This is a genomic window from Bacillus cereus group sp. N8 (assembly GCF_016483685.1).
In the GTDB taxonomy this organism is placed as follows: Bacteria; Bacillota; Bacilli; order Bacillales; family Bacillaceae_G; genus Bacillus_A; species Bacillus_A proteolyticus.
This window is the reverse complement of sequence record NZ_JAEHBK010000011.1, coordinates 99948-117568: the sequence shown is the minus strand read 5'-3', so window position 1 is coordinate 117568 and position 17621 is coordinate 99948. Positions and strand designations below refer to the sequence as shown.

Genomic DNA, 17621 nt, shown 5'->3' with positions numbered 1-17621 from the left:
AGCAATTAAATTCCTACCAAGTATAAAAAGAGCACATTATTTGTGCTCTTTTTATGTGATATTATTTTTCTAGAATATCTTATAACGACAACTTCACCCGTTAGAAGATATTCTATGAAGCCCCACGTATCAATTACTTCAGCTTAAATACCGCACTAACTGGGTTATGATCACTGTTTTCAAACTTTAAGTCTTTCCCTTGTACATTTACAATTTCAACATTCGGTGAAACGATAAAGCCATCAATAATAGTGACAAAGTTTTCACCTTCCACATATTTCTTCACATCATCCCTTACCGTCATAACAGATGAATCTACAGCCCATTGGAATCCTCCATCTGCGAAGCCCTTCGGTAACTCTACTAGCCATTCAGGACGCTCTTTCACAAACTTAGGATCACTTAGTTGGACATTAGAAAGTAACTGGTTCCAATCTCCACCTAATATTACGTAATCACCGTTTTGATAACACTTGTTCATATATTCTTTTAAATACTCTGCTTGTTGCTTTCTAATTTTGCCGCCCTCATCATAAGCAGATAAATGTATGTTTACGAGCCTAACATACTTCCCATTATCAACAGGGATTTTATGTTCAACAATCGCACGATCTAAATCGAATAAACGCTTCGGCCAAGGCTCCATTCCGGGTAGTTGGAACCGCGTTGCTGTTTGAACTGTGTATTTAGAAAATGTACTTAATCCGCCCTCAGCATATCCCATCGGCTTTGTGACTGGGACAGGAACCCACTTAGTATCGTAGTTCTTCCCAAATGACGAAGCATAATCAGGTAATCCTTTTTTCAAAAACTCATGTTCATTTACATCAAATGATCGGTGGGATTTTATATCAACTTCTTGCAATAACGTAAAATCACTATTCTCATTTTGTAAAAATGAAAGCATCTTCTTTAAGTTTACTTCAGTCTGTTCTTTACTACTCGAACCAGAACCCTTTCCTCCGTCCATAAAGAAGTCTTGGTCCTTATCTAATCCAGCGTATCCAATATTAAATGTTGTAACTTTAAATTCATTTCCTGGCTGCAGTACACGCTCTTTATTGTTTTCAACCTTTACGTCTAAAACATTTGCTGGCTGTTCTTTTGTAAGTGTCATATAAGCTAAAAATCCACCTAGAATACCAGCTATTATTACAATAAATATTAATACTATTTTTAAAAATTTCTTCAACACACATGACCCCTTTTTGTTAACTAACGTTTTATTTTTCTGTATTTTCAGTTAAATCAGGACGGACTAAAGACACAAGAAATATTTTACCATAAAGAAAACTTCATATCATTATATTTAGCTAACAAATAATCGACATATCCCTCACTGCAATTATTTTGAAATTCACTCATAGCATTTAAGAAGGCACGACTGTAACGTAATTACACTTTCGGAGAATATAACAAATCCTACTTTCTGAACTTTTCATTAACATATTTATTGGTAATCCAAAATAATATTTAGTACACTGTAAATAGAACTTATAGGCGATGGAGTTCGCCATAACTGCTATGTAGCTAATGACTCCTACCAGTACGACTACTGGTAGGAGTCTATTTTTTTTGAGTAAACTATTAGAGAGGTGAAGAAATTGAAATATATTATTGTTGGCATAGCCGGTATATTAGGAGCTCTTTCCCGTTATTATTTAGGTTTTACTATTGATACACTTTGGCATCATTCATTACCACTTGCTACATTAACGATTAACTTAATTGGCTGTTTCTTACTCGCTTTATTGACCACCTATATCGCCCGGTTAAACGTCTTATCTTCTGAAATTATTACAGGGATTGGAACAGGGTTTATCGGTTCATTTACGACCTTTTCAACATTCAGCGTCGAAACTATACAGTTAATCAATCATTCACATTTTGGTATCGCATTTTTATATGTGTCATGCAGTATGCTAGGCGGTCTAATGATGTCTTTGCTTGGCTATAAACTTGGAGATTTTTTACTACAAAAACACCTTGAGGAAGGTGAACTATCATGATTAATGCTTTATTAGTAGCAGCAGGAGGATTCTTCGGTGCTATTACACGATTTGCAATTAGTAATCGGCTTAAAGAAATAAATAAAACTTCATTTCCAATTGCTACATTCCTCATTAATATAACGGGAGCATTTTTACTCGGATATATAATTGGAACGGGGATAACTACAAACTGGCAACTATTATTAGGCACGGGATTTATGGGTGCCTTCACTACATTTTCAACGTTTAAATTAGAATCTGTTCAGCTTTTTAAGCATAAAAAATTCGGCATACTACTCCTATACTTAAGTGCTACTTATATAATCGGTATCATATTCGCATTCCTTGGGGTGAAATTAGGCGGAATATAAAAAAGAAAGCGACTCTTATCAGTCGCCTTCTTTCATAAAAAGTATGTTGCCCCATATGGAATTGAAAATAAACCAGCTGGATACACATCATAATGTATACTTTGCACAGGAAGCTGTGAATACGACATATACTGACTCTGCATCATTTGCGCTACTTGTGCTTGTTGTTGCATTTGAATAGCCTGATGCACTGCCTGAATTGTCATCTGTGCCCCGGCCAATGTAATAGCTGGTCCTACTTGCCTTCCAGTGTAAAAATAATGGTTCATCATTATTCAGCTCACTTTTTATTTTTCTTCCATATCGTATGTTCCTATTTCATAGTAAGTGTTTTATCTCGCTTGGTGAAAGCTAATAATCAGTAGGTAATGCACAAAACCCCCACTGTTTAAAGTTTCACTGTATCTATTACTGTTTTTTCAACTTTGAAGTAATAAATCCAAATAGCGACACACCAATACCACTAAAGAACAGTAAATAACTTATTGGTACTAGGAAAAAGAACGGTTCTACAAGCAAACCATTTTCCTCCACTTTACTAGTTGCACCTTGTATTAATAAACAAGTAACTCCTAACGATATCAGTACGATAGCTAATAAATATTTATTTTTCATAATATATTCTCCTTTAACTTCATAATTAATTTTCCATATCCCTTTGACTACCATCATAATAAGCCCCACCACATTACAAGTCAACATTTTTTTATCGTTTTACAATAAACAGTTATTGTTTTAAACAACAAAAAGACTATAGACAATCATTATCTATAGTCTCTTCACTCCATTATTTCGATCTAAAATATTCTTTTTGAAACATACACATTCTTATCGCATTATGGTAGTTGCCATCAACGAAGAACTCATCTTGAAGCTCACCTTCCACTATAAATCCGACTTTTTTATAAACGTGTACAGCTTTTTCATTCTCTTTATCGACAACTAAATATATTTTATGCATATTTAATACGGAAAAAGCGTAATCCATTGCTAAACGCGTTGCATCAGCTGCATAACCGTAACCTTGGTAACTCGGATCAATAATAATTTGGAATTCAGTTCTACGGTGAATATAATCGATTTCTACTAATTCGACCAATCCAACCATCTCATTATCTTTCTCAACGATAAATCGGCGCTCGCTTTGATCATGTATATGTTTATCATATAAATCCTGTAGCTCCACAAAGGCCTCATACGGCTCTTCAAACCAATACGACATAATATGCGCGTTATTATTAAGTTCGTGTACAAACTTTAAATCTTCTCGTTCTAATGGACGTAATTTCAATTCCTTATGCATTCCTATAACCTCCAAGTAAAAGAAACCTCTTCACTTAATTTCTCAATTTTTTTCAATTTCAAACGCCCTATTTACATTGTAAACTTTCAAGTAACTTGAAGGTCAAGGCATAAAAAAGCAGTGCAAACTTATATCTGCACCGCTACTCTTTTCTCAAATCTCTCAAATTTGATATGTATAAAGCAATAACTAAAACAAGAATGGAACCTGCATATAATAACGTCTCAAACGGTTCATCATGTGACACGATAATCAATCGAATTAAAGCCGTAATCCCGATATAAATAAAATAGCGTAACGGAAAATGATAATTCGATTTAAAATATTTAATAATTAATGCGATGAACTCAAAGTATAAGAAATAGACAATAATACTTTCCACTAATTTATAAGATGTATACTTCTTCGCCGAAAATATGTATTGAATAAAAGTAATCGTCTCGTTAATTAAAAAGATCGATAACACAATGGATAATATAATTAAAGCTATATTTAATATCCATTGCAAAACACTAGCTATAACATGATCGATATTAAATGACTTCATTTTCTCTTTAAACTCCCCTTCATATAAGTACCTATTTATTATAGCAAAATTATCATTGGAAAGAAGTTAAATCATATATTCGTCCTTTGTTTTCCCCGGTGTAGGGGATATTCATTGTTTGGAGGAGTCTTTTAACCGCAGAGCTAGATTGCATATTAAGAAAGTCCCTCAATTTGCTATTAGTAGTTATCATGTCAATCAGAAGTGTGTAATCTTGTAAAGCACGTAAATGAGCATGTTTAGACGTACTATTACAGTTTGAGCAACGCCATCCCTGTTTTTCTTCTAACATTGCCATTGTAAAACATTCCTCACACTGTACTCCCCTGAGCAATTCCTCTTTTTTAATTTTATATTGTGCAAGAATATTTTGTCGCTGTGGAAAGTTCTCATTCATAATTTGATTTATAAGTCCTTTTGTATTACCAATTGCTTCTTCTTTATATTGATTTTCAATTTGTTTGATTCTATTAGGTAAATTTGCACCGTGGATAATTTTACTAGGAAGTATTTCATCTGAAGTTTTAATAATTGTACGAGGTGAACTAATTACAACGAGGGATTCCATCGGGATATTATATAAACCATGCAAACTCAGCCATTTTCTCAACTGCATCTCTTGCCGCTTCAGTTGTAAAATCGGATCTGGGAAACCTTCTTCCGAAGTACCATCTGCTATTCGAATGAGCTGATTAAACTTTGCATCAAAGATTAATGTACCAATAATATTTTTTATTTCAAGAAAAAGAAGAAAACGTGAGGAAACTATGAGGGTATCAATTTGGAAATAATGTTTCTGATCAAACAACCTAATATCATGTAAAATACTGTATTCTGTTTCAGATAAGAAACTAAGCGGATATTCAATGGCCTGCTCTCCTTTATAACTAGCCATAAATTTTGCTAGATTTTCAGCCACCATATTCCTTTTGGGATGATGGATAGGCAATCTTCTAAGGAGAGCGTCTAACTGAAGCAAATATACGGGCATTTTCCGCTCTTTCACAATCATTTTTATCCCCCTCCAAAATATATCAGCGCAACTCCAAATATATCGGCGATTTTCGAAATATACCGACTTACCGACAAAAAACGACACACACATCAAAAGCCTATACACAGTATAGCATCACATCAAAAATCGCACTGTAATCATAATGTTAATCCCCCTATTTGATTATGGCATTTTCAAAATGAAAGAGTAACATTCACCGCATGTAAAATTCCTTTTTATAAATATGAAAAAATTTTAGGAATTAGTTTATCTTTTTTTAATGATTTATTTAGAGGGAGTTTATACTCGGCTATTAACATAATAAACGTAGTAACTACTTTCAGAAAGACAAACTATTACTATAATCGCAAACCGTACTACTTAAATTCATAAAATGAGGAGACGATACAAAATGAACAAAAAAACGAAAGCACTATCATCCATACTGCTCGGATTCACATTAGCATTAACAGGTTGCACTGATACTAAAGCCGAAGAAAATCATAGTAAACAAAAACAAGAACAAACTGCTAAAGAGACAAAAAAGGAAAATAAGTTAACGAAAGGCCAAAAAATGGCTAACCTTCTTAGCGATACAAATTGGCAAGGTACAAGAGTGTATGACAAAGATAAGAATGACTTAACAAAAGAGAATGCAAACTTCATTGGCCTTGCGAAATATGATGCAAAGTCCGGCAGATATGAATTCTTTGATGCTAAGACAGGTGCAAGTCGTGGCGATAAAGGAACTTTCTTTGTCACAAATGATGGGAAGAAGAGAATATTAATTTCAGAATCAATGAAGTATCAAGCTGTTGTTGACATGACAAAGCTAAATAAAAATGTATTTACGTATAAACGAATGGGGAAAGATGCTAACGGTAAAGATGTAGAAGTTTTCGTTGAACATGTTCCATATAAAGAAAAAGAACTTTCTTTCACGGATCCGGACAAGCAATTGAACTCTACTACAGGCGATATCGTGAAAAACGTTGACGGAGATAAAATTTTAGGTGGAACCCTTTGGCATGGAACAAAGGTATTAGATGAGGCTGGTAATGATGTAACACAATTTAATTCAAATTTTATAAGTCTAGCAAAATTCGATGACAAGTCTAATAAATATGAGTTCTTCAATAGTGAAACAGGTCAAAGCCGCGGTGACTATGGCTATTTCGATGTTTTACATGAAAATAAAATAAGAGCTCATGTATCAATTGGTAATAACAAATATGGTGCCGCTCTTGAACTTACCGAACTGAATAATAATAAATTTACGTATAAAAGAACTGGTAAAGACCAAGCTGGTAAGGACATAACGATATTTGTTGAACATGAACCTTATAAAGGTGATGTTAAACCACAATTTAGTTTTTAATAAAGTTGGATTAAAAATCCTGTACTGAGCTGCAGGATTTTTCTTATTAAGCAAGAGGACGAAAAGAAAACAGATATACCAGACACAGAAATTAAACCTTATGAAGAAGTACAGAAAGGCTGATTTACCTGCAAAAACAAAAGAAAATTTAGGTGTAAAATAAATTCCTAAAAGTAAAAGGATCATCAATTAATTGATGGTCCTTTTACTTTCCTTACTGATAAAGTGTTAAATCATACTTCCTCCCTTTACTCTCACCGGTATATAGAACTTCCAATACTTGAAGTAACCTTTTCACGATTGAGCTTAATTGCACATTCAGAAGCTCTTCCAACTCACTATTATTAATCGCCTTTTCAATAAGACGTGTTTAATCTTGTAAAATACACTTACTTCTGTGCATAGTTAGAAACACTATTACAACTCGAACACTGCCATCCTTTTTTCACCTTAACAGATGAATATTTTTTTCGTACATAATAAAAAAATAAAAAATTTTGTCACAAAACCCGTTATTCCGGGTTCTCTATAATACAGGCATCAAATGAGAGTGAGGTTTTAACTGACATGTTAAAAATAAAAAAGGAAGACAGGCCTTTTTCGGATGTGACATTTGAAGATTTGTTTAAACAAAACTATGTTTACGTTGTGAAACAGATCGTATGGATTGTCAAAAATCAGACTATCGCTGAAGAATTAGCCCAAGAAGTCTTTTTACAGCTATATCGCAACGATTGGAAGAGAATTGAACACTTACCTGGATGGCTAATAAAATCTTCTACTTATGTAGCGTATAAATATCTACGATCTGAAAAACGACATCAGGCGAGAGTAGATAAAACCATACAATATCATGAAGTACAACATATTTCATCATTAGATGATGACTGGATTAGACAAGAAGAAATTACAAAGGTACAAATGGTACTCCGTAACATGGATGAACGAGATCGAACCATTTTATTGATGAAATTTTCTGGTTTTCAGTATAAGGGAATTGCCGAAGTGCTTCAAATCGACATATCTTCTATTGGAACATTATTGGTCCGAGCCAAACAAAAGTTTCGTAAGATTTATAAACAATTAGAGGAGGCTTAATAAATGAATTGTTATGATGTGGGATTTATTCAAGCATATATGGATGGGGAATTACCTTATGAGACAAGAAAAGAATTCACAAAACATTTAGATACGTGTAACGCATGCCAAGACTTATTACTAGAAATTAGTAAATTAAATCAATGGGAAAATGTCATGTTAGAGGAAGAAATAGTACATTCATCAAAGGAAATCAAAATTGATGTAGACCAAGCGTGGAAAGCATTTGAAAGTCGCGCGAAATTAGAAGATGTTTCTTATATCAATCAAAAACCTGAACAGAAGAAGGGATTATTTACAAATATGAATAAAAAATCAAAACGTTTCATGTATATAGCAGTAGCGGTAGCAGGGCTTTTTTCAACAGCCATGATTCCACAAGTTCGAGTGGCAGCTACAGGTGTTGCCTCTTATTTTTCCAATGCAATTTCAAATGATACGATTATCGATGAAGGAAGAGACGTTACAAAAGGGCAATTTATTCCTCTTGATGAAAAGATTACAGATCAAGGTGTTACAGTATATCTGAAAGAATTATATGTAGCGGATGCACGTATATCCGTTCATTACAAAATTGAAAAAGAAAATGGAAATGTAGTACCGTTTGAATTTGATACAACGGGGTTACAACTTGAAGATGACGGCAAAGTAAATGGTCAACAAGAAAAAAAACCAGAGTATAAGAAAGATGGGTACTTCGGACAATTAGCATTTATTCAAGGAGCAAATGGTGGACCATTCGAACTAAAAGCATCAGGTGAAGAATTAAAGCATATAGGTATTCGTTTTAAGGATAGACCAGAAGGTGTCATTACATTTATCGAAGGTCCTGAAGGGAAAAATTCTTTCAAACAACCACTTACATTAGATATCAATATAAGCAGAATTGGAAAAGTAGCTGGTTCTTGGAAAGGTCAACTTCAAATTGATCCTACCAAATTGAAAAAATAAAGTAAATTTGAATGAAAAAAAGAATAGAACGATGTGTATCCAATACCATGCTTATATTCTTCCTTGTGTTACTTACATTTATTTCATACCTGATTTCTACTCTATCATTTTTAATTTCATAATCATAAAAAGGTAGTATATAAAGTAGCCGGTTCCTTAACATACAGGGAATCGGCTACTTTTTGTCCAAACGCACAATTTTCTTTTTTCGTATGGTGCCCCTACATGCAAAACTTACATAAAATCTAGATGAACTCCAAATAAACTCCAGATACTCGTTTTATGCTAAATGTAATCTTAAACAAGGAGGTAATGGAAAATGTTTAAAACATTATTAGCAGGAACACTTTTAAGTACAGGATTATTAGCGGGTGGTGCAGTAGATACAAAAGATATGAAAACGAACAAACTAGAATCGAATAAAAAAATAGAATGGAGACAAACAAATAAAAATGAAAAAGAATCCGCAAAAAAGATGGACAAAGGTACAAAAATTGATCAAAATCAACCAATATCAGTTACAACAAGTGTAGATGGAACAACAACTTCTTCGCCAATCCATAATTCACCTGAAGACGCAGTGCCAGCAATTCCTAACGAAGATGTGAAATCTAACCATAATCAAACCTTTGAAATGCCTAAGGACACTAAATCAAAACCTGCACATGATTCTTCTAAATAAGCTATAAAATGAAATAGGATCATACCGTCAGATAAGTAATAATAGAATCTCTGTTGCATACAGCGCAGGGGTTTTGATGTTAAAAAAGTTCCCTTCACTAGTCAAAAGTAAATAATGAAAAAAGAAAAATCAGATGTGAAATAATCAATAATTATTAAAAACAAATAAAAGGAGTATCTCTTATTAAATAAGAGATACTCCTTTTATTTGTTGAACCATGTCTTAGCCACAAGCAAAAAGAACCATAAACTTGCAGAAAGTTTATTTTAACTTCCCTATTGATAGGTTAACACGGTAATTCCCGTACTTTAATAGTCGTCCTAGAAAGTTATCCAACTCTTCATTGGAAGAAAAATGTGTTTTTAATAAATAACATCCATCACCACTTATACGATGTACTTCAGAAATCCCTTCTTCTCCTTGAAAGAAATTCATAAACTCATGATGGTTAGCTGTTGTTACGAACAAAGTAACAAACGCAGTCACTACTTGTCCTAATTTGATTCGGTTTATTGCGATTGTGTATTGCTCAATAATCCCTAAATCCTCTAACCTTCGAATTCGATTTCCTACAGCCTGCCCCGTCATATGTATTTTCTGACCAAGTTCTTTCCATTGTATTCTTGAGTTTTCTCCTAATAATTTTAGTATCTCAAAATCTGTTTGATCAATGATATAAACCAATCCTTTCACCGTGAAAGTAGAAAGCCAGAAAGTGTTTCGCCAGCTTATTCTGCTTATCGATACAATTCACTATACTTAGTTTATCCTCTTACATCACATTATTTATCAGTTATATTCACCTATAACATAGAGGACGCAACAAAAAAATACATCTAGATTTAAAGGAGGTTACAAATATGTTATTACAAGAAATCCTATCGTTCAATGAACAATTTGTAGAAAATGAGGAATACACTCCTTGTGAAGCGACAAAAATGCCTAAAAAACGTATGGTTGTTGTTTCTTGCATGGATGCTCGTTTAATTGAGCTACTTCCAAAAGCTTTAGATATACACGATGGTGATGCAAAAGTTATCAGAAATGCAGGTGGTAAAATTGCTTCTGCTTTCGATAGTGTTATGCAAAGTGTTGTAGCATCAGTATATGATCTAAATGCAGATGAAATCTATCTTATCGGACACCATAGATGTGGTGCAAGCCAAACTAATCCAAAAGGAACACTTCAAAAAATATTAGATCGCGGAGTAGCTTCACCAGAAATTTTATCAGCAATTGAATATGCTGGTGTTGACCTTGAAAAATGGTTATTTGGATTCGATGATGTCTGCGATTCAACTCAAGCTAATGTTGATTTAGTAAGAAATCATCCACTTATTCCAAAAGATGTTCCTGTACATGGTTTAGTTATTGATCCTCACACAGGTAAATTAGATTTAGTAGTTGATGGATATAAAACATTACATGGTATGAAAAATTAATTATTACTTAAATGAAGGGAAGTTATTAGATATGAATAGACAAGAAGCTACGCAAAAAATTATGGAAGCAAAAATCACAAAAGGTTTAACATGGGAAGAAATTTCAAAAGTAAGTGAAAACTCTGAGACTTGGGTTGTAACAGCATTATTAGGACAAGCTACAATGACACGTCCGGAAGCAGAAAAAATTGGTAAACTATTAGAATTAGATGAAGAAGTAGTTCAGGCATTAACAGTAGTTCCACTTCGAGGTCAAGTAATGCAAATGCCTCCTACTGACCCAATCTTATATCGATTATATGAAATGATGTTACAATACGCACCAACTCTTAGAGAATTAATCTTAGAAAAAGCTGGCGAAGGTGTAATGAGTGCAATTAACTTCAATCTAGGTGTGGATACACAAGAAGATCCAAAAGGTGGCGATCCTCGTATCGTTATTACACTTAACGGGAAATTCTTACCGTTCCGTACATGGTAATTAATTAAAAATCTATCTATATAATTAAAATGATTTTATAGATTTACAAAATCCATCCTTTTTAATCTAACTGTATAGAAAGGGTGGATTTTTACTATGAGATTCTTTTTCGGCAAAGGAGACTAATATGAATAAAAAATACTTTAATACGAGCTTTAGTATTCTACAGTGGTTTGTGTTTTTATTAGCAAATGCAATTGCATTGCCTATAATTATTGGTGGCATATTCTATTTATCAATAGAATATATCTCAACATTAATGCAGCGAACTTTTTTAGTCGTGGGAGTAAGTTCATTTATACAAGCATGGTTTGGGCATCGCTATCCCATAGCAGATGGTCCAGCCGGTTCATGGGTAAGTATATTTGTCATACTGGGACAAGTAGCTATGCATCAGGGCCAAAGCGCAAAAGACGTGTTGCAACTTTTAGAAGGCGGGTTAATTATTGCAGGTATATTACTCTTCGTTCTTGGTATAACAGGGCTTGTTCATCGAATTCTACGCTTATTTACACCTTTGGTTACAGGCACTTTTCTTTTAATATTATCTCTTCAGCTTAGTGGTGTGTTACTAAAAGGAATGATGGGATTACAAGGAGCTGTAACTCATCCTGATTATACAACGGCTACTATTGCGCTCTTTGTTTTTGCCCTTATTACTTTCTTATCAATTAAAGGGAAAGGATGGATGAAAAGTTACGCTGTGTTACTTGGAATTTCATGTGGTTGGCTTTTGTATGCTGTATTAGGAAAATCATCTCATATGCCTTCACACACACCGTTAGTTAAGTTACCAGAGCTATTTTCTTGGGGCACACCTAGATTCGATATTGGAATGACTCTAACTGCGACTTTATTTACCTTTCTTTTAGTTGCAAATACAATTGCTGCTATTTCGGCTGTAAAACAAGTGGCTCCGTTATCTAAAGAACATGAAAAGCAAACACTGAACCGTGGTGTATGGGTCGGAGGTATATCACATATTATCTCGTCATTGTTCTCTACAATTGGAATTGTACCATTACCTGCATCAGCAGGATTTATTCAACTAACAGGCCAAAAAAAAGTGAAGTCGTTTCTTATAGCAAGTCTTATATTAGCAGGTATTTCTTTTATCCCCTCAATTGTAAACTTTATATCCTTGCTACCAGGTCCTATTGCTAATGCTGCACTTTTAGCAACATTTGTCCAAGTAATAGGCATTTCATTTCAATCCATTTTACGTGAAGAATTAAATCAACGCCGATTAACTATATTAGGAATTTCATTATTAATCAGTTTGGGAATAATGTTTCTTCCAGAAAGTGCATTTAGCGGAATTCCTTCTTCCTTACAATATGTTTTAAGTAATGGATTACTTGTGGGTACCATGCTTGTCATTCTATTGGAACAGTTTTGGAAAGAGTAAAATTTGTGACTAAGTAAAAAAGCGCCCTGCTTACAGGGCGCTTTTTTATACCTAATGACTAATACTAGCAGTTGGGTATAATGTTGTTCCTCCAATTGAAACTTTTATTTCATTTGTTAATGGAACATTTTGTTCATTAATAATTGTTCTCCACCATTCCCATGCAAGACCAGTACATTCTCTTGCTACGATTTTTATATTTTTTGAATTTGGTGGAAGAGGGATAACTGTAGAGTAATGAGCCGTTTTGTCTTTGCCGCTACCATCCCATGTTTTATGTGTTAGTACTTCTTTACCATTTTGATCAAATGTGAATTCATCCCAAGATACATCAAATTGCGCAACGTAAGCACCGTAATGATCCAGTGTCATTTTAGCACTTGAATATTCTGTAGTTGTCGTCTCGATATAATCTGTATTGTTATGAACAGCAGCAGTTGCATTATCTTTTAAAAAAGTACTTGTATATGAAATTGGGTATGCTGGATTTTTAAGACTTAATTCAGCATTATCTTTAATGATATTTCGGATTTCATTGAAATCTTTAGTAACAACCTTGTTATGCTCTTTCGCATCTCCGCCTAATACTACAGCGGTAAAGGTACTTTCTTCAAAAATATCTTTGTACTGTCCACTCGTTTCGACGCTGTTATTCTTAAGTAAGGCTTTAAAAGCAGCTTGTACATCTTTGCTCTTAGATGTTGTTTCTAATTTTACATAAACAGTTCTACCATAAGCTACATTTGAGACCATAACAGGTGGAGCCGAATTACTTACACCTTTACGAGTTAACTCACCAAAAGTAACACTATTATCAAAAAGATCGGATGGATTGTTAGGTAGTTCAGCACTTACGGTATAAAATATTTGCTTATATGCCGCTACCATCACTTTTTTCTCTCCATTTGCAACCGCATTAAAATCAATGTTTAGACTGTTATCAAGATATTTGGCGTTAACGTTAAGGGCACTTGCGATTTGTGATTTACTATAAACCATAGATTCTGTATACTGCATTCTTGCGGGTAACGTATGTGTTTTAGAATACTTTTCATTCCAAGTAGATACTAAATCATCTACTGCTCCAGCCACATTACCATATGTCGGATTTTGGACAGTGATTGTATTTTCTTTTCTCATGCCAGGTAAGTCTATACTAATATTCAAAGGCTTTCTCTTAGCCACTAATAAACTCGGTTGATTGTCTGCAAAAGCTTTATTTGCAAGTTGTACAGCTCCTGGATACGTGCGATTCACTACAGAATCAATAATTGAAATATCGACTGGTGACGTTGTAAGTGATTTTTTCTCGCGTTCCACTACTACAAATTTACCATTTGAATTGATACTTTCTTTCGGAACAAAACTCTCTACTTTATCACCATTTACAGCTAAAACCTCTTGATTATTATATTTAAGATTTGCTATACCAGTATCAATGCCACTAGCATTTTGGGTTACATCAGTTGCATTACTTGCTTGTGTTTCTGCGAAGGAAATAGATGAATAATTAATAGTGCATAGACTAACTAATAAACATGCAAGGAACTTTCTTCTTTTAGTGTTTTTCTTAATATTCAGAAAAATCACCCCGTTCTTTTTTTAGTAAAATATGATAATGATTGATAAATGATAGCTAACTAATAAACCTACATAAATGCTTTTAAAAGTTCTTGAATTAACGGGATTACGCCACCTACAAATTTCAAAACTGCCATTGCGATTTCCATATTATTTCCTCCTTTTTATTGCTATGAAAATGTGATTTATCTTTATGCCCTCATTATAGTGACCCCTTACACTTTTATCAATACACTCTTATATGCAATATTACATACAAAAAAACAAGCTGAATTCTTATAAAAAGTTATACAGAGATATTTTTTTCGTTTGGTAGATACTTGAAAAGGTGAAGCATTCTTTTGCATTTTATGAGTAATCTACAAGTTTATTGTTGGAAGCGTCACAGGACCAGAAGTAATGAAATACCTGAGGGACTGTTGCCAGCAGCCAGAAACATTAAGAGTCATCATGAGCAATCACATAAAAAAAGCTGCTGCCTATAAAATACAGACAGCAACTTCAACTAGGGTAGCTTGCATAATCTACGCAAGTTACAGTATTTTTTTACATTTTGTAACTAATAAACAGCGATTGGACCATAAGGACCATTGATAATTTCTATTTTTGTTTCAAAAATATCTGTCAAAATTTCTGGGTCCATAACCTCTTCTACTGTTCCAAAAGCAGCAATTTGTCCATCTTTCATAGCACAAATTTTGTCAGAATATTTAGCCGCAAAATTTATATCATGCATAACAGTCAGAATTGTTCTTCCGAATTCATTAGCTGCACGTCTCAAATGCTCCATCATTTGAACAGAACGAGCAACATCAAGGTTATTCAGAGGCTCGTCCAAAAGTACATATTCAGTCTCTTGGCACAATACCATCGCTACATATGCCCTTTGTCTTTGACCACCAGAAAGCTCATCTAAATATCTATTCTCTAAATTAGTTAAATCTAAAAAATCGATATATTTAGAAATGATAGCTTCATCCTCTTTAGTTAATCTTCCCTTTGAATAAGGAAAGCGCCCAAATCCAACTAATTGTCTAACAGTAAGCCTAGTTACAAAATGATTTTCTTGTCGCAATATAGTCAAAACTTTTGCTAGGTCTTTTGATTTGGATTCAGAAACATCCATATTCGCTACCTGAATTTGACCTTCATCCATATCTAAAAGTCTGCCAATCATCAAAAGTGTCGTTGACTTTCCAGCGCCATTTGGTCCAATTAAAGAAGTAAAGCCTGCTTTTGGTATTTCAATATCCAAAGGTCCTATTTTTACCTTATCAGTATAGAACTTTTTAACATTATCAATTTTTATCATAAAGCCCTCTTCCTTAAAACTATAGTTAAGAATATGATTCCACCAAATAATTCAATAATAACTGAAACTACACCTTGAGCATGGAATACATGATACATTAAAAAGTATGCACTCGTCATTATTAAAAATCCTATTGCAAAAGCCATCGGAAAAATATATCTATGATCATAAGTTGACGCCGCCTGATAACTCAAAGTTGCTACTAAAAAGCCGTAGAAAGTAAGTGGCCCAATTAGAGCTGTTGAAATGGACATCAAAATAGCAACTAATACAAGCGTATAAATTACACTAGGTTGATATTTAACTCCAAAAGAAGTAGCAACATCCTTTCCTAGTGACAAAACATTCAAATTCTTAGAATGAGCAAAAATTAATACTGCTACAATTATGATCATAGGAATTACAATAGGAAAATATGCAGGATCTGCATGATTAACAGAACCAAATAATCTCGCTTGTAAAATATCAAATTCTGAAGGCGCAAGTAGTTTCCTCATGAAAGTTGACACAGAATTTAGCCCGGTACCAATAATAATTCCAACTAAAAGCATAAGTTGTAAATTCCCGTATTTACCGGAAAGTAACCATCCATAAAGTATCAAACTCATAAAGACCATAACAACGACTTGAAATAAAAATGATCCAATTCCATTAAAATTTATCAATGCACTAGCACCAAAGAAGAATATTGTACTCGTTTGAATTGCTGAATAAAGTGATTCGAAACCTAAAAGCGAAGGCGTAATAATCTTATTATTCGTAATAGATTGGAAAGCAACTGTCGACAAGCTATGGCAAACAGCTGCAATAATCATTGCAACAATAGCTACTATCCTTCTCTTAACAACTGGGATAAAAGAAGGTGAATCTATCGGAACTGGATTGTTATAAACTAAAAGTCCATATGAAGAAAGGAGGCCTAAAGCAATCAATGTTATCAGTACAATCCAATAACGTCTTGCTTCCTTCTTAGAACGAAAAGCACTAGCTGATCTACTTTCATTATGAAGGCTAGAATCGATTTCGACATTTTCTTTATTTTTATATTCTAATGTGATCATCGTAGCCTCCTTGGTTTTCTTTGCCTTAATAAAATAGTAATAAACACGACTGCTCCCACTGTTGCAAGTATTAAAGAAACAGGTACTTCAAACGGCTTTATAATTGTTCGAGAAATGATGTCACAGGCAGTTATTGTCCCCATTCCGATCACACACACCCAAGGTAAATTACTCCTAAGATCATCGCCTCTAAACATCGAAACAATATTTGGAACAATTAATCCCAAGAAAGGTAAGTGTCCAATAACAGCTGCAACAATTCCAACTGCAACAGAGATAAGGCCAGTCCCAAAAAGAACAATTCTATTGTAATTAACTCCAAGGCTTGTTGCGACATCTTCTCCTAGTCCAGCTAAAGTCAATCTATTAGCATACATAAAAACAAGCAAAGTAATGATAACAATCAGCCATAAATATTCATATCTTCCAACCTGAACGTTAGCAAATGAACCTACAAACCAAGTTTCAATACTTTGCGTCATTTGAAAAAGGAGTCCCAAAAAAGTAGACACTGCAGAAATAACTGCTCCAAGCATCAATCCAATAATCGGGACAATTAAAGACGAACGAAGTTTAACTCTTCTTAAAAATAAAAAGAAAATCATAGTTCCTATAAAAGAAAAAATGATTGCACCAGTCATTCTTTGAACTAAAGTCGGGGCAGGAAATAATAAATATACAAAAAGCAGGCCTAAGCCTGACCATTCAATAGTCCCCGTTGTAGTAGGTTCAACAAAACGATTCTGTGTAATGAGTTGCATTACGAGTCCTGCCATCGCCATTGCAGCACCAGTAAGCATTAATGCAACTGTTCTCGGAACACGAGTTATGAAAAACATCTCCATTCCGTCCTCTTGTCCGCGTATATCATAAACTCCAGTAAACAGTGATATAATCCCTAAAATTATAACAATCATAATCGCGATTATAAAAGGTTTTGTCCATAATTTATTGTGATTATAAAACTGGGGTTGAGAAGTATTCTCAACCCTAGAAATTATATTTTTTGACACTGTTTCGT

General features: G+C 33.9%; 20 protein-coding genes and 1 riboswitch. Of the genes, 9 read left to right on the top strand and 11 right to left on the bottom strand.

What is annotated here, in order from left to right; translation table 11 throughout:
* Positions 1-133 precede the first annotated feature (133 nt).
* Positions 134-1192, bottom strand: a complete 1059-nt coding sequence (locus JDS80_RS17470; RefSeq protein WP_199639378.1) for an endonuclease/exonuclease/phosphatase family protein — start codon at positions 1190-1192, stop codon at positions 134-136.
* 298 nt (positions 1193-1490) lie between these two features.
* A riboswitch (Fluoride riboswitch) is annotated at positions 1491-1550 on the top strand.
* A gap of 54 nt (positions 1551-1604) precedes the next feature.
* Here JDS80_RS17470 and crcB (JDS80_RS17465) point away from each other — a divergent pair.
* Both crcB (JDS80_RS17465) and crcB (JDS80_RS17460) read left to right on the top strand, forming a co-directional pair.
* Positions 1605-2009 carry a fluoride efflux transporter CrcB gene (gene crcB, locus JDS80_RS17465; protein ID WP_142347412.1) on the top strand — a complete coding sequence of 135 codons (405 nt, stop codon included), beginning with the start codon at positions 1605-1607 and terminating at the stop codon, positions 2007-2009.
* Positions 2006-2362, top strand: coding sequence for a fluoride efflux transporter CrcB (crcB, locus tag JDS80_RS17460; protein WP_098888400.1), 357 nt, complete (start codon positions 2006-2008; stop codon positions 2360-2362). The genes crcB (JDS80_RS17465) and crcB (JDS80_RS17460) overlap by 4 nt, the downstream gene beginning before the upstream one ends.
* Positions 2363-2394: 32 nt before the next feature.
* Here the strand turns inward: crcB (JDS80_RS17460) and JDS80_RS17455 are convergent, their stop codons facing one another.
* The 5 genes from JDS80_RS17455 to JDS80_RS17435 all read right to left on the bottom strand — a co-directional run bounded on the left by JDS80_RS17455 (position 2395) and on the right by JDS80_RS17435 (position 5224).
* Positions 2395-2634: a DUF3947 family protein gene (locus tag JDS80_RS17455; RefSeq protein ID WP_000980974.1), complete on the bottom strand. Its 240-nt coding sequence runs from the start codon at positions 2632-2634 to the stop codon at positions 2395-2397.
* A gap of 136 nt (positions 2635-2770) precedes the next feature.
* Positions 2771-2977, bottom strand: coding sequence for a DUF3955 domain-containing protein (locus tag JDS80_RS17450; protein ID WP_098888491.1), 207 nt, complete (start codon positions 2975-2977; stop codon positions 2771-2773).
* A 172-nt stretch (positions 2978-3149) separates the two neighbouring features.
* Complete coding sequence (gene speG, locus JDS80_RS17445; protein ID WP_071748071.1) at positions 3150-3665, bottom strand: spermidine N1-acetyltransferase; 516 nt, start codon at positions 3663-3665, stop codon at positions 3150-3152.
* 142 nt (positions 3666-3807) lie between these two features.
* Complete coding sequence (gene psiE / locus JDS80_RS17440) at positions 3808-4212, bottom strand: phosphate-starvation-inducible protein PsiE (RefSeq protein ID WP_071748070.1); 405 nt, start codon at positions 4210-4212, stop codon at positions 3808-3810.
* Between the two features lie 52 nt (positions 4213-4264).
* Complete coding sequence (locus tag JDS80_RS17435; RefSeq protein ID WP_199639376.1) at positions 4265-5224, bottom strand: nuclease-related domain-containing protein; 960 nt, start codon at positions 5222-5224, stop codon at positions 4265-4267.
* Positions 5225-5618: 394 nt separating this feature from the next.
* Between JDS80_RS17435 and JDS80_RS17430 the strand changes: the two genes are divergently transcribed.
* The 4 genes from JDS80_RS17430 to JDS80_RS17415 all read left to right on the top strand — a co-directional run bounded on the left by JDS80_RS17430 (position 5619) and on the right by JDS80_RS17415 (position 9315).
* Positions 5619-6584 (top strand): DUF4822 domain-containing protein, encoded by a 966-nt coding sequence (locus tag JDS80_RS17430; protein ID WP_098888402.1) that lies wholly within the window; start codon positions 5619-5621, stop codon positions 6582-6584.
* 567 nt (positions 6585-7151) lie between these two features.
* Positions 7152-7682, top strand: a complete 531-nt coding sequence (locus JDS80_RS17425; protein WP_199639374.1) for an RNA polymerase sigma factor SigX — start codon at positions 7152-7154, stop codon at positions 7680-7682.
* Positions 7683-7685: 3 nt separating this feature from the next.
* Positions 7686-8633, top strand: coding sequence for a DUF4179 domain-containing protein (locus JDS80_RS17420; protein WP_199639372.1), 948 nt, complete (start codon positions 7686-7688; stop codon positions 8631-8633).
* A gap of 319 nt (positions 8634-8952) precedes the next feature.
* The gene (locus JDS80_RS17415) at positions 8953-9315 is read left to right on the top strand and encodes a hypothetical protein (RefSeq protein WP_199639371.1); all 363 of its coding nucleotides are present in this window, start codon (positions 8953-8955) and stop codon (positions 9313-9315) included.
* A 261-nt stretch (positions 9316-9576) separates the two neighbouring features.
* Here the strand turns inward: JDS80_RS17415 and JDS80_RS17410 are convergent, their stop codons facing one another.
* Complete coding sequence (locus tag JDS80_RS17410; RefSeq protein WP_071748064.1) at positions 9577-10008, bottom strand: Lrp/AsnC family transcriptional regulator; 432 nt, start codon at positions 10006-10008, stop codon at positions 9577-9579.
* 167 nt (positions 10009-10175) lie between these two features.
* Here JDS80_RS17410 and JDS80_RS17405 point away from each other — a divergent pair, with 167 nt between their 5' ends.
* From JDS80_RS17405 to JDS80_RS17395, 3 genes are all read left to right on the top strand, one after another.
* A complete protein-coding gene (locus JDS80_RS17405; RefSeq protein WP_199639370.1) occupies positions 10176-10757 on the top strand; it encodes a beta-class carbonic anhydrase in 582 nt (193 codons plus the stop codon).
* 31 nt (positions 10758-10788) lie between these two features.
* A complete protein-coding gene (gene cynS, locus JDS80_RS17400; RefSeq protein WP_071748062.1) occupies positions 10789-11238 on the top strand; it encodes a cyanase in 450 nt (149 codons plus the stop codon).
* A 127-nt stretch (positions 11239-11365) separates the two neighbouring features.
* Positions 11366-12646, top strand: coding sequence for a purine/pyrimidine permease (locus JDS80_RS17395; protein WP_199639369.1), 1281 nt, complete (start codon positions 11366-11368; stop codon positions 12644-12646).
* A gap of 51 nt (positions 12647-12697) precedes the next feature.
* Here the strand turns inward: JDS80_RS17395 and alo are convergent, their stop codons facing one another.
* The 4 genes from alo to JDS80_RS17375 all read right to left on the bottom strand — a co-directional run bounded on the left by alo (position 12698) and on the right by JDS80_RS17375 (position 17613).
* The gene (gene alo / locus JDS80_RS17390; RefSeq protein ID WP_098888406.1) at positions 12698-14236 is read right to left on the bottom strand and encodes an anthrolysin O/cereolysin O family cholesterol-dependent cytolysin Alo; all 1539 of its coding nucleotides are present in this window, start codon (positions 14234-14236) and stop codon (positions 12698-12700) included.
* 550 nt (positions 14237-14786) lie between these two features.
* Positions 14787-15539 (bottom strand): iron ABC transporter ATP-binding protein, encoded by a 753-nt coding sequence (locus tag JDS80_RS17385; protein WP_002139178.1) that lies wholly within the window; start codon positions 15537-15539, stop codon positions 14787-14789.
* Entirely contained in the window at positions 15536-16600 is a 1065-nt protein-coding gene (locus JDS80_RS17380; protein ID WP_098888407.1) for an iron chelate uptake ABC transporter family permease subunit, read from the bottom strand. Before JDS80_RS17380 ends, JDS80_RS17385 begins: the two co-directional genes overlap by 4 nt.
* Positions 16597-17613, bottom strand: coding sequence for an ABC transporter permease (locus tag JDS80_RS17375; protein WP_098888408.1), 1017 nt, complete (start codon positions 17611-17613; stop codon positions 16597-16599). The genes JDS80_RS17380 and JDS80_RS17375 overlap by 4 nt, the downstream gene beginning before the upstream one ends.
* Positions 17614-17621: the final 8 nt, after the last annotated feature.